The organism is Ruegeria sp. BK1 (assembly GCF_056535645.1).
Genome location: NZ_JBQFIS010000002.1, coordinates 259,397 through 272,518 on the forward strand (window position 1 = coordinate 259,397; position 13,122 = coordinate 272,518).

Here is a 13,122-nt window from a genome sequence, read left to right on the forward strand (position 1 = left end):
ATGAGCGAACGATTTGCCAATTTGACCAAGACACCCCAGATGCCCGCGGCCCGGATGCTGGCCGATGCCAATGCGCGATTGGGCACCAAGCTGGACGCGCCCGCCAGTGCGCCTCTGGATGTGGTTCTGGCTGAGCTAGATGAAAAAGGTGCCCCGATTGACATGCTACGACTGCTGGGCGTGGCTCTGCCGCCGCGTGAACGGGTATGGTGGTCCTGTCTGGCGGCGCGCGACTATATCGGCGAGGCGCCTGAACACAACACGCCGTCGCTGGCAGCGTCTGAGGCTTGGGTTTTTCGCCCGACGCCCGAGAATCGTGAAAAGGCTGAACAGACGATAGACTTGGCCGATCCGGATGATGAGACGATAAATTGCGCCATGTGCGCGCTTTATGCCGATGGGACACTGGGTACAGGTGAACTTGCCGGGATGACCGCTCCGCTTGGCGCGGCCGAGGCGCTGGCCTTTGCCATGAATGTCACCGCGATGGGTTATCATGAGGGCGACTTCGATGCCTATGTGCAATTGCTGATCGACCGTGGCCTTGATATCGCCCGTGGTGGAAACGGCAAGCTGGAGGCGAAGGAGTAGATATGGGATTTCCTCAGGCCCGCGTTGCGGATCTCCACACCTGTACCTTTCTGGCGCCACCGCCTGCGCCCCCCGCGCCGGTGCCTGCGCCGATGCCCATCCTGCCGCCCTGCTGCCCGACAGTGTTGGTGGGCAAGATGCCTGCGGCGCGAATATTTGACATGGCCACACCCGCCTTTCCGCACCCGATCATCAAAGGCTCGGCGACGGTTTTGATTGGCAAGATGCCAGCTGCGCGGGTGATGGATACATGCGCCTGTGGCGGGCCCATCGTCAAAGGTGAATTTACCGTGCTGGTCGGAGGATGAAGACAGAAGAATGACGGTCACGCTCAAATTCCAATCCACCGGCGTCGTGCCGGGCGACGGGCGTCCTGTATCGATGCAGGGGGGATCGCTGACCGTAGGGCGTGGTCCGGCCAATGATCTTGTTTTGCCCGACCCCGAGCGGACGCTCAGCAAGAACCATTTCGTGATCGAGGATCACAATGGCAACGTGGTGATCGTAGACCTGTCGACCAACGGGACCTTTCTGAACTATTCCAAGATTGCTTTGGGTCGGACGCCGACGCCGCTGAACAATGGCGATGTGCTGACGGCGGGCGGTTATGAGATGGTGGTCGAGATCGGTGCCGATCTGCCTTCGTTCGAAGAGATGATCCCACAGCCGATGCGGCAGGGCAATGTCTCGCCCGGACAGTCGCAAAACGCGCCGGATCCCCTGGATTTGCTGGACGCGTCCTCGCCGGGCGGGGATTTTCTGGACGACCTGCTGGGTGGTGAAGCCCCCAAAGGGCCGGGCCAGATCGCAACGCCTGATCCCATGGACGAACTGCTGCCACCACTCGGCGATGATGACCCTTTCTTTGCCAAACCGGCGGATGCGCATCAGGGCATGGGGGCGAGCGACCCGATGCACAACCCCTCGGCCACGGATGCGTTTTCAGCGCCCAGCAGTGGCGGCGGCGCGAATCTGATCCCCGACGATTGGGATGACGACTTCCTGTCGCCGCAAGAGCCGTCCTCCTCGGACCCGTTTGCTGCGCCACCGCCGGAACCGGCCGCTCCACCGGCCAAGCCAACACCTGGCGGGCGTGCGGTCCCACCTCCGCCGTCGGAACCAGTGGCTCCGGCGCCTGCGCCCGAGCCTGCAAATGAGCCCACAGTAGTCGAAACGCCTGCTCCCGCTGCGGCAAGTGGGGACCAATCCGCCGCCCGCGCCCTGCTTGAGGCGCTGGAGGTGGACGATCTGCGCATCGACGACGCCGATCTGCCCGCCACGATGGGCCGGATGGGGCGCGTGTTACGGGCAATGATCACGGGTCTGCGCGAAATTCTGATGACGCGTACCTCTATCAAGTCTGAATTCCGCATTGATCAGACCATGATCAGCGCCGGCGGAAACAACCCGCTGAAATTTTCGATCAGCGCCGAACAGGCGATCGAGGCGTTGGTGAAACCGCGGGTCAAAGGCTACCTCGCCTCCGAGGAGGCCACCGCCGAGGCGTTGAACGATATCAAGGCCCATGAGGTCGCCATGGTCACAGGGATGGAGGCCGCGCTCAAAGGCGTGTTGTCGCGGCTCGACCCCGAGGTGCTGGCCGGGAAAATCGAAGGCTCCGGCAAACTTGGGTCACTTTTCAAGGGTAAGAAGGCCCAATATTGGGAAGTGTATGAAAAGATGTATGCGGAAATTTCGGATCAGGCCGAGAATGATTTTCACGATCTCTTCAGCCGGGAATTCGCGCGTGCGTATAAGGAACAGCTGGAAAAGCTGAAGTAACGCCCCATCGGGCGCAATAACAAGGGAGGGCAGCCATTGTCCTGGGACAGCAAGGTGCTTTGGACCGAAGGGTTGTTTTTGCAGCCCCACCATTTCCAGCAGGCCGACCGGTATACCGAGGCGCTGGTGGCCGGGCTTGCGCGCCGGGTGACACCCTATGCCTGGGGGCTGAGCGCGCTTGAGCTGGATGACGAGGTGCTCAAGGTCGGGCAAATAGCGCTCAAATCCTGTTCAGGGCTGACGCCGGACGGGCAGGTGTTTCGCGTACCGCAGGCCGAAGATCATCCGCCCGCTTTGGAAGTGCCCGAAACGATCAAGGATTGCGTTGTTTACCTGACCGTACCGCAGCGGCGCCAAGGCGCGTCCGAGGTGGATCTGAGCGGTGCGGAACAATCCGTCAGCCGCCTGCGTCCCGCCGAGCAGGAAATCACTGACGTGATGAGCCAGCAGAAAAAGCCGGTAACGCTGGGTGTTGGTAAGCTGCGACTTCAATTTGCACTGGCGGTGGACGATCTGGCCGACAAGCTGGCCATTCCGATTGCCCGCATCATCGAAGTGCGCCCGGACAAAGAGATTGTACTGGATCGCGGCTTTGTGCCCTCGGTCCTAGATGTGCGCGCAGCCCCGGCACTGGCGGGGTTCATGAACGAGCTTGAGGGAATGCTGTCGCACCGGATGCAGGCGCTGGCCGGGCGGCTGTCCGAAGGCGGACCTGCCAAGGGTGCCGCGGAGATTTCGGATTTCCTTCTGTTGATGGTGATCAACCGCAACCTGCCGCTGGTGCGCCATTTCGCCAATATCGAAAACGTGCATCCCGAACACGCCTACCGCGTTTGCGCCGCACTAGCTGGCGAGTTGGCGACCTTCATGAGCGCCGAGAAAGAAGCAGTGCAATTCCCCGCCTACCAGCACGACAACCTGACCGAAAGCTTTGCCCCGGTGATCCGAGTGCTGCGCCAATATCTCAGCTCGGTGCTGGAGCAGACGGCGATCTCGATCCCGTTGGAGCCGCGCAAATACGGCATTAGCGTCGGTGTGATTGCTGATCGCAAGCTGATCGGCTCGGCCGGATTTGTGCTGGCAGTTAATGCGGATATCCCCGCCGAAGACGTGCGGCGGCACTTCGCGGGTCAGGCCAAGACCGGCCCGGTTGAGGAAATCCGCCAATTGGTGAACTCGGCCCTGCCAGGCATCACCTTGCGCCCGCTGCCGGTCGCGCCGCGCCAGATCCCGTACCATTCGGGCGTGGTCTATTTCGAACTGGACGCAGCCAGCCCGTATTGGAGCAAGATGACCACTTCGGGCGGGATCGCGGTACATGTGTCGGGGCAATATCCCGGCTTGCAGATGGAGCTGTGGGCGATCCGCAATCAGTAGCCGTCCGGGCCGCTGATTGGTACGAAACAAATTGATGGGGTTGCTTGCGTGGACCACTGGACTATGCGGGCGCTGTGAGGAAGCAGGTAGATCATGTCCGACAACGATCCTTTTGCCGAACCGGACGATACAGACAAGACGGTCATTCGCCCCAACCCGGGTGGACGACGTCAGGCCGGGACCATGCCGCAACAACCTGCCCCGCCTCAGCAACCGGCGGGCTACCCCGAGCCGATGGAAGCGCCACAGCCACAGCCCGCTGCGGGAGCGGACGGATATGGCGTGCCTCCGGTGCAGGCCCCACAGTCGCGCCCGCCACAAGGCGGCGGAGAACAGGTGGCCGCAACCGGGATGAACCGGCTTAACGCCTGCGCCGCGCCTTTGTTTTCGCTGATCAGCCGCATCCGCAACCGCGCCCAGCACATGGACCCTGACAAGTTGCGCCAAAGCGTGGTGGCCGAGGTGCGCAGCTTTGAAAATGCCGCCCTACAGGCGGGCATCCCAGCGCAATCGGTCAAGGTGGCGCGTTATGCTCTATGTGCGACGCTGGATGATGTCGTGCTGAACACGCCGTGGGGCGGTCAGTCTAGTTGGGCGACGCAATCACTTGTTGGCACCTTCCACCGAGAAACAGTGGGCGGGGATCGGTTCTACGACCTTTTGGCGCGGCTGGAACAGGAGCCTGCGAACAATATCGAGCTGCTGGAATTCGTCTACATGTGCCTGTCGCTTGGCTTTGAAGGCCGCTTGCGGGTCGAACAAGGCGGCCCGGATAAGCACTTGCAAATCCGGCAGGGCTTGGCGCGGGTCATCCGAGCGCAACGTGGCCCTGTCGAACGTGATCTGGCCCCGCATTGGGCAGGTGTGGACAAGCCATACCGTGCGCTCAGCATGTGGAAACCGGTCTGGATTGCGCTAGGCGTGACGGCTCTGTTGCTGGTGATCGAATTCAGCGGCCTGTCTTACGTTTTGTCGAACAAGACCGAAAATCTAGTGGGTCAGATGTCGGTGATCGACGCGGGCCCCGTGACCGAGTTGCAGCGCCGCGCGCCTCCGCCACCGCCACCTCCTCCGCAACAGCAACCTCAGATCGCGAAGGTCGTCGAATTCCTCCAGCCCGAGATTGATGAGGGGCTGGTCGAAGTCTTTGAGAAAGGCAATACGCTGGTCATCCGCATCAAGGGGTCGGGCATGTTCGGTTCAGGCTCGGACAGTCTGCAAGACAAATTCCAAGAGCCGGTGCGCCGGGTTGCCGTGGCGTTGAATGCCGAGCCGGGCACGGTGATCGTGACCGGACATTCGGACAATGTACCAATCCGGTCCGCGCGCTTTCCATCCAACCTCGCCTTGTCGCTGGCGCGCGCAAAATCGGTGATGAATAAGATGTCGCCCGAATTGACCGACCCCGATCGCCTCAGCGCCGAAGGCCGGGCCGACAGTGACCCAATTGCCGACAATTCCACCCGTGAAGGCCGTGCCACCAACCGCCGGATCGAAGTCCTGTTAGTGCAGGAGGATACCCAATGAACATCAGTAGATTCTTCAGATTCGTTTTCATGTCGATCTACACCGTGCTGTTCTTTACGGCGACGGCTCTGTCCTTGTGCCTGTATTTCTTCGGCCCGCTGATCGGGTCGGACGAATGGCGCCCGCTGGACGGGATGACCACCCGGCTGATCTGGTGCGGTGTGATCTACGCGTTTTTCCTGATCATCGCGCTGACCATTTTCTTTATCCGCCGCAGACGCGAAAAGAAGCTGACCGAAGAGATCACCGAGGCCGTCAGCGATGGCGGCGACATGATCGACAGTGAAATTTCAGAGCTGCGCGGCAAGTTGAAAACCGCAATGGCGGCACTGCGCAAGTCCAAGAACGGGCGGCGGCATCTGAATGAGCTGCCGTGGTACGTGATGATCGGCCCACCGGGCGCGGGTAAGACCACGGCGATTGTGAATTCCGGTTTGAACTTTCCGCTGGCTGATGAGATGGGTAAAACCGCGATTGGCGGTGTGGGCGGCACGCGCAACTGCGATTGGTGGTTCACCGAAAACGCCGTTCTGATCGATACGGCCGGGCGATACACGACGCAGGAAAGCGATGCGCAGGTCGATAACGCGGCGTGGATTGGGTTCCTTGGACTGCTCAAGAAATACCGAAAGCGTCAGCCTATCAACGGGGCGATGATCGCAATCTCGTTGTCGGATCTGTCTTTGCAGGATGAGATCACACAGAAAGAACACGCAAAAGCCGTGCGCCGTCGTCTGGAAGAGCTGCGCGAAAAACTGGGCGTGCGCTTTCCGGTCTATATCCTGTTCACCAAGGCCGACCTGATCGCCGGGTTTGCCGAATTCTATGACAATCTGGGTAAGGAAGACCGTGAACAGGTTTGGGGTTTTACCTTGCCATTGGACAAGTCCCGGTCTGAGCAATCCCCGGTTGCCGCCTTTGATGAGGAATTCGCGTTGCTTCTGGGCCGTTTGAACGCCCAATCGCTGGAGCGGATGCAGACTGAAACCGACCCGCAGCGCCGCGCCTTGGTTGCGGGCTTCCCGATGCAGGTGGCCTCATTCCGCAAGGTGGCGCATGAATTCCTGACCGAGGTGTTTCAGGACAGCCGTTATCAGCATCGCCACATGCTGCGCGGGGTCTATTTCACATCCGGCACGCAAGAAGGCACCCCCATTGACCGGCTGATGTTGGGCATGGCGCGCACCTTCGGGATCGGACGTCAGGCGATTGGTTCGGGGCAGGGCTCGGGGCGGTCGTATTTCCTGACCCGCCTATTCGATCAGGTTATTTTTCGTGAGGCCGGTCTGGTCAGCGCCGATGACAAGGTCGAGCGACGCTATAAGATCACCAAATGGGCCTCGGTCGCGGCGACGCTGATTGCCGCTGTTGCAGTGGGTGCTTTGCTGGTGCGCAGCTTCTCGGGAAATTCCGAGTTGATCGCTGAGGCACAAGAAGGCGTGTCCGCTTATCAGGCCGCGGCCGCGACTCTGCCGCCCAGCCCGGTGGGCGACACCGATCTGGTACCGGTAGTGCAGGCGCTGAACACACTGCGCGATCTGCCCGCCAACCCGACCCTGTCCGACCCGGACCCTGAAACGCGCTTGACCTACGGCCTGTATCAGGGGGACGTGATAGGCACGCAGGCGGCGCAGACCTACCGCGCGGCGCTGAACCAGCGCCTTCTGCCGCGGCTGCTGTTGCGTCTCGAAGAACAGATGAGCGCCAATATCAACAACCCCGATGTGCTGTATGAGGCACTAAAGGTTTATCTGATGCTGGGTCTGCAAGGTCCGATGAACCAGAACCTGGTCAAGGAATGGATGAATATCGACTGGACGGTGTCCTTCCCCGGCCCCTCGCGCGAGGAATTCCGCGCTGATCTGAACGACCATCTTGAGGCATTGCTGAGCCAGCCGATGCAGGCCGTCGCGTTGAACGGCCCTATGGTCGAGCAGATACAGGGCTTGCTGTCCGAACTGCCACTGGCGCAGCGCGTGTATAACGGCATCATTTCAAGTCCATCCGCGACGGCGCTGCCGGAATGGCGTATCACCGAGGTTGGCGGCCCAGCGGTTGCGCGCGTTCTGGTGCGGTCCTCGGGCAAACCGTTGAATGACGGGATCGAGGGGATCTTTACCTATCGCGGTTTCAACGACGTATTTGTCGGCGAAGCAGTTGGCGTAGCCAAACGGGTGCAAAAGGAAAGCTGGGTTCTGGGTCCGCGCGGCGAGGCGGAACAGACCGAACTGGCGCTGGCGGCGCTCAGCCGCGATGTTCTGGACCTGTATTACAACGACTATATCGCGCGCTACGACGCGATGCTGGGCGATATCGACATCGTACCGATGGAAAGCCTCAGCCATGCGGTCGAAGTGACCAATGTGCTGTCCGGGCCGACCTCGCCTATCGTCAACATCCTGAATTCGATCTCGGACGAGACGAAGCTGACAGAAAGCCGATCGGTCCTGCCCAATTCCGAAGCGCTGAGCGATGGGTTGTCCAGCGCAGCCAGCCTTGAGTTGCAATCGGCGACCTCGGTCCAGACGCAAATTCTGCTTGAGGCACTGGCTAAGTCCAGCGGCGCGACGGTGTCCGAGCCGGTGCAAGAGCCGGGTCAATATGTAGAAGATCGCTTTGCCTGGCTGCACCAGCTTGTTGACCGGCCCGAGGGGCAGCCCTCGCAATTGGATCAGTTGATGGGGTCGTTGACGGGTGTCTATCAGGAACTGAACAAGATGTCCTTCAGCGGAACCTCGGGCGGTGAATCTGGGCAGGCTTTGCAGCAATTCCAACAGGAAGCGGCGCGCATTCCCGGCCCGATGGAACGCTGGGCGGTGCAGATCATCGACGGATCTTCGGGGATCACTTCGGACAGCACGCGAGCCTCGCTAAATGCGCGCTGGCAGGCCAATGTGCTGCCCTTTTGCGAGCAGGTCGTCACTGACCGTTACCCGTTCAGCCGCAGATCAGGTGCGGATGTGGCGATGGGCGATTTCAGCCGGTTGTTCGGCCCGCAAGGTCTGATCGACACGTTCTTTACGGACAACCTCGCCAAACACGTGGACATGCGCACGCGCCCCTGGAGTTGGAAAAGCAGCGTGAACGAGGCCGATCTGGGAATCAGCCAGGCCGTTCTCACCCAATTCCAGAACGCCGCCGAAATCCGCGAGGCTTTCTTTGCCGCAGGCCCTCAACCGCAGATTCAGTTCCAGATCATGCCCGAGGCGCTGGACCCCAAAGCCAAGGGCGTCACGCTTGAGATTGACGGCCAGTCGCTGGAGTTCCGCCATCGCGGCGGGTTGCCGTCGCCGATGGCGGTCACGTGGCCGGGGCAGGTCGGGTTGGCGCGGGTCACGTTCCAGCCCGACAAGCGCAACATCGAAAGCGTGCTGTCCAAGGACGGGCCATGGGCGTGGTTCCGTCTGCTGGACGCGGCCGAGGTGCGGCGGACTAATGTATCGGACCGCAAGAAGGTGATCTTCAACGTCGGTGGCCGCATTGCGATCTTCCAGTTGCAATCCGGCTCGGTCATCAATCCCTTTGCCCTTCCGGCGCTGCAAAAATTCAGCTGCCCCAAATCGTTCTGATGCAGCGCAGCGGATTTGGCGCATTTGGTAAAATGCCGTCGGTCGGGGATTTCTTCCGACTGGGGGTGACGCAGGATTTCGTCCAGCCGTGGGACACGTGGATACAGCACAGCATGTTGGCCACGTCTGAGGCTTTAGGCGCGTCATGGGATGCCCACTACATGTCGGCCCCGATCTGGCGGTTCTGTCTGGCGCCGGGGCTGGCGGGGCCGCAAAAGATGCTGGGTGTACTGATGCCCTCGGTGGATCGGGTCGGGCGACGTTTCCCGCTGACCCTGGTGGCTGGGGTGTCCAACGAAGGTTCGGCCATTCTGACCCATTTCCGCGCGGATGCCGTGTACCGTCAGCTCGAAGATTTGGCCCTGGCCGCGCTTGAGGACGACATGACCCGCGACAAGCTGGCCGAGGGGCTAGAGGCGCTGCCCGTTCCATTGCAGGAACCCACATCCCCGGTCCGGGCCGAGGGTAAAACGCTGGTTCTGACGCGGGGCGAGGTCTCGGACAGCCTGTTGCCTGACCTTGCGGCGGGGCTGGTGTCGCATCGCTATCACACTCCGACAATCTGGAGCACCGAAATCGCCGGTGTCCCCCGCATGATGGTCTGCGAAGGTTTACCGCAAGGGGCAAACATGCAAGGCTTATTCAATCTTCACGCGTCAGTCTGGACCGAGGCACGGCCAATATGAATTCAAGTCACCGCGTTCGGTACAGCGCCCGCAGCCATGTGGGCCTCAAGCGGAAGCTCAATGAAGATGCCATTCTGGCACTGCCCGAAGAAAGCCTGTGGTTGGTCGCCGATGGTATGGGGGGCCACGAGGGTGGCGATTTTGCCAGTCGTTTGGTGGTCGATATGGTGGCCGCAATCCCGCCGGGCCTGCCACCCGCGGACCGTCTGGTCGCGTTGCGCGATGTGCTACAACAAGCCCATGTCGCGATTGTGCACGAGGCCGAGGCGCGCGGCGGCAAGACCATTGGCACCACCGTGGCCTGCATGATGCTGGCCAATGGCCATTTCGTCGGGCTATGGGCGGGCGACAGTCGCATCTACCTGCTGCGGGACAACCAGATTCAAATGCTGACCACCGATCACTCGGTCGTTGCCGAACTGGTGCTGGCCGGACAGATGAGCTGGGACGAGGCCGAGCAGCATCCGCAGTCCAACGCCATTATCCGAGCGGTCGGGGTCGGGGATGTGCTGGAACTGGACAAGATCCGGGGCGAGGTTCAGCCGGGCGACCGGTTCCTGATCTGCTCGGACGGGCTGAGCAAATACGCGACATTCCCGATGCTGGAAAAGGCTCTGTCTGAGATGCCGATCGAAACCGTCGCGGATCAGTTAATACAGATCGCGCTGGACGGGGGCGGGGCCGATAATATCTCGGTGATCGTGGTCGATATTCCCTAAGCCCCGCGCTATTGCGCGAGAGTGGTCAGGATACGGCTGTCCAGCGACAAAATCTGCGTTTCCACATTGCGATCCTGTTCGCGCAGCGCTTCGGCATATCCGGCGGCGGATTCCGTGGTGGGACGCAGTGTGTCGAACAGTTGATTGTCGGTATGCAGCACGATTACCTTGCTTTTGCCCAAGGTGCTGTCATCAACCTGAAAGGCAATGCCGCCGTTTTCCTGACTTTCGGGGATGGAATACGCCACACGAACCGACAATGGCCCACTTTCTCCATCCCGCAGCGCGGCAATCCCGTTTTCTTGACGTGTCACGTTTGGCAGTAAGTGGAACACGTTACCAGACACATCGAGAACCGAGACAGATAGGAACCCGTCCTGCACATCCTGCGGCAGGTCCACGTCGATCACCGGGTTCTGGCCGACAACGTAGTCTCCGGTCGGATTGGGGGCGTCGTTCTGTTCACCGTTATAGAACGCTATTGAGATATCGCTGGTGGGTGCTGTTGGCAGGAAATTCTCGATCAGGCAAAGAGTCGGGTTCAATACATTCACGCCGCCCAGATCTATCGGTCGCGCTCCGACCAAAGCTGTCAGGGCAGTGTCCAGGCCGGTCAGGCTGTCTTGCGAGGCCAAGGTGCCAATGACCCGAACCGGGGTCTCGGGGCCGTATCCGGCAGTGGGGGCATTCTCCAGCTTTAGCGCGCCGCAATCGGCTAGACCGGCCAGGATCGGTCGGATATCTGTGGCGGACAGGAACAGCGGCTCAAGTTCCAGCTCGACAGTGCCTTGCAGTCCGGCGGGCAAGCCAGCCGAGTAAAGCTGTTCCAGCTTGTCATGCAGCGCCTGATCCGTGGTTTGCCCTGTCAATTGAGCGTCGTTTCCATTCACGACCAGCCGCCATTCATCCAGCTCCATCACTGTGTCGATAACGTCGCTGACCGCAGCGCCCCAGCTTTCCGAGATATCTCCGGACGCGAGCGTCAAATCAACCGTCCCACCCTGATCGGTGATCTCGCGGGTCATGGCATCACGAGTGTCTTCCGAGGGCACAAAGCCGACGGCGCGCGGCGGCAGGCCCTCGCGCTTGTCTGCCACCAGCGTATAGGGCGCTGCCACGGGATATTGGGGCCCGGTAAAGTCGTCGAATGCGCCGCTGAAATAGGCACCGGCGCCACCGCCGACAATGACCAACGCGCCAAGGGCGGCAACCAGACCGGTGCGTGATTTCTCGGGCGTTTGGGCCGGAGGTGCAGCGGGCGCGGCGACGGCAGGGGCCGGCTGCGCAGGAGTCGCTAGTTTACTTTTGGGAACGATAATCGTCGCGTCGTCATCGGTGTCAGCAGGGGGGGCTTGCACCTGTCCCGAGCGGGTCGAGGACAGAGCTCGCAAAACATCGCTGGCCGATTGATACCGGTCATCGGGGTCCGGCGCGGTCATCTTGTCCAGCACGGTTTTCAGAGGCTCGGGCACATCTGCAGTGTCCAGTGGTTGCTTTTTGCTTTCCACAACCTCCAACAGGTTACGCCCGGAATTGGCCTTTTCGCCACGGAAGTTTGCCAGCAGCAGCGCGCCCAGCGAATAGATATCAGTGCGCTGGTCGGTCTTGCCCGACAGCTGCTCGGGCGCGGCGTAGGCGTATTTGCCCGCGAACTCTCCGCCCACGATGGTTTCGGCACCAGGGTTGGTGTCCTTGGCGATGCCAAAGTCGATGATTACCGCCTGTGCCGGATCACCGTCACGCAGGATGATGTTGTCCGGGCTCAGGTCACGGTGGACGATGTTGCGCGCATGCGCGGCCTCAAGCCCTTCGCAGACGCGCTTGCAGATGGTCAGAATATCGTCCGCCGACATGGGGCCATCGGCCAGTTTCCGGTCCAGCCCCGGCCCGTCGACGTAGTCCATCACCAGATACACATGCCCGTCGGCGGTACGGTTGTTTTCGGAATACCGCACCACTGCGTCATGGCGGATGTCGCGGATTTCTTCCTCGCGGGTCAGCAGGACCAGATAATCTTCGTTGCTGGAGAACTCGGCCTTCAGCACCTTGAGCGCAGCCAAACGCCCCGAAATTTCCGAACGCGCCCGGTAGACATCCGAGGTTCCGCCCCGCCCAAGGATCGCCTCGATCCGATATGTGTTGTTCACCAGATCGCCCGGCTGAAACAGATCGCCTGCGCGGGATTCAGTCATGCTGCCCTCGTTATTCTTTTGTCTTCAGAGGCTACGGATTCAGCCGAGGGCCTGGAATTCGACGCGACGGTTTTCGTCTGCGCGCGGATCGGATTTATTCAGCGGCTCGGCCTCACCCACGCCCAGCACCTCAAGCCGTTCGTCGGCGATACCGCAATCGCTGACTAGGAAACGTTTGACTTCTTTCGCGCGCAGCAGCGACAGGTTCTGGTTGTAATCCGCAGACCCGGCGCTGTCGGTGTGACCGATGATCTGGAAGACGCTCACATCCACGTTTTTCATCGCGTTACACAGCGCCGACAGCTTCGGCTTTTCGTCGTCGCGCAACGCGGCAGATGCGAAATCGAACCGGACCTGAATATTTACCTGATCTTCGGCCGCAACAGGCTGATATTCCGCAGGCGCTGCGGCTACGGTGGTTTCCTCGACCGCTGTGGAGGCGGTATCGGTGTTGGACGGCACGATGACCAGCCCACGCGTCTTTTGCTTGTTGAACGCGTCGGTGATCTCGTCTTCCGTCAATTCAGTGCTCTGCGCAAACACAACCTGCGCCGAACAAATCAGCGCCACAAACGGCACCGCGATATATTTCCTAGGCGAGAATGCAATCATTACCAAAGTCCTTCCCTGTTTGACGGCAAGAGTATCCGTGCCTCAGGGACGCGGCAATGAAGAATGT

10 protein-coding genes are annotated in these 13,122 nt (G+C 60.7%); 8 read left to right on the plus strand and 2 right to left on the minus strand.

Annotation, left to right across the window (positions count from 1 at the left end; translation table 11 throughout):
* The 8 genes from ACR3E7_RS19670 to ACR3E7_RS19705 all read left to right on the plus strand — a co-directional run bounded on the left by ACR3E7_RS19670 (nt 1) and on the right by ACR3E7_RS19705 (nt 10,251).
* Nucleotides 1–591: a DUF6931 family protein gene (locus tag ACR3E7_RS19670; protein WP_170772288.1), complete on the plus strand. Its 591-nt coding sequence runs from the start codon at nt 1–3 to the stop codon at nt 589–591.
* Between the two features lie 2 nt (nt 592–593).
* The gene (locus tag ACR3E7_RS19675) at nt 594–899 is read left to right on the plus strand and encodes a PAAR domain-containing protein (protein ID WP_170356385.1); all 306 of its coding nucleotides are present in this window, start codon (nt 594–596) and stop codon (nt 897–899) included.
* 10 nt (nt 900–909) lie between these two features.
* Nucleotides 910–2,373, plus strand: a complete 1,464-nt coding sequence (tagH, locus tag ACR3E7_RS19680; protein ID WP_480504710.1) for a type VI secretion system-associated FHA domain protein TagH — start codon at nt 910–912, stop codon at nt 2,371–2,373.
* Between the two features lie 36 nt (nt 2,374–2,409).
* Nucleotides 2,410–3,750 carry a type VI secretion system baseplate subunit TssK gene (gene tssK / locus ACR3E7_RS19685; protein ID WP_170755852.1) on the plus strand — a complete coding sequence of 447 codons (1,341 nt, stop codon included), beginning with the start codon at nt 2,410–2,412 and terminating at the stop codon, nt 3,748–3,750.
* 93 nt (nt 3,751–3,843) lie between these two features.
* Nucleotides 3,844–5,277: a type VI secretion system protein TssL, long form gene (tssL, locus tag ACR3E7_RS19690; protein ID WP_480504708.1), complete on the plus strand. Its 1,434-nt coding sequence runs from the start codon at nt 3,844–3,846 to the stop codon at nt 5,275–5,277.
* On the plus strand, nt 5,274–8,846 hold the full coding sequence (gene tssM / locus ACR3E7_RS19695; RefSeq protein WP_480504706.1) for a type VI secretion system membrane subunit TssM: 3,573 nt from the start codon (nt 5,274–5,276) through the stop codon (nt 8,844–8,846). Before tssL ends, tssM begins: the two co-directional genes overlap by 4 nt.
* Nucleotides 8,846–9,532 carry a type VI secretion system-associated protein TagF gene (gene tagF, locus ACR3E7_RS19700; protein ID WP_480504704.1) on the plus strand — a complete coding sequence of 229 codons (687 nt, stop codon included), beginning with the start codon at nt 8,846–8,848 and terminating at the stop codon, nt 9,530–9,532. Before tssM ends, tagF begins: the two co-directional genes overlap by 1 nt.
* Nucleotides 9,529–10,251 (plus strand): PP2C family protein-serine/threonine phosphatase, encoded by a 723-nt coding sequence (locus ACR3E7_RS19705; protein ID WP_480504702.1) that lies wholly within the window; start codon nt 9,529–9,531, stop codon nt 10,249–10,251. Before tagF ends, ACR3E7_RS19705 begins: the two co-directional genes overlap by 4 nt.
* A gap of 8 nt (nt 10,252–10,259) precedes the next feature.
* Here ACR3E7_RS19705 and ACR3E7_RS19710 read toward each other — a convergent pair whose 3' ends face one another.
* Both ACR3E7_RS19710 and ACR3E7_RS19715 read right to left on the minus strand, forming a co-directional pair.
* Complete coding sequence (locus ACR3E7_RS19710; protein WP_480504700.1) at nt 10,260–12,443, minus strand: serine/threonine protein kinase; 2,184 nt, start codon at nt 12,441–12,443, stop codon at nt 10,260–10,262.
* A 39-nt stretch (nt 12,444–12,482) separates the two neighbouring features.
* A complete protein-coding gene (locus ACR3E7_RS19715; RefSeq protein ID WP_480504698.1) occupies nt 12,483–13,055 on the minus strand; it encodes an OmpA family protein in 573 nt (190 codons plus the stop codon).
* Nucleotides 13,056–13,122: the final 67 nt, after the last annotated feature.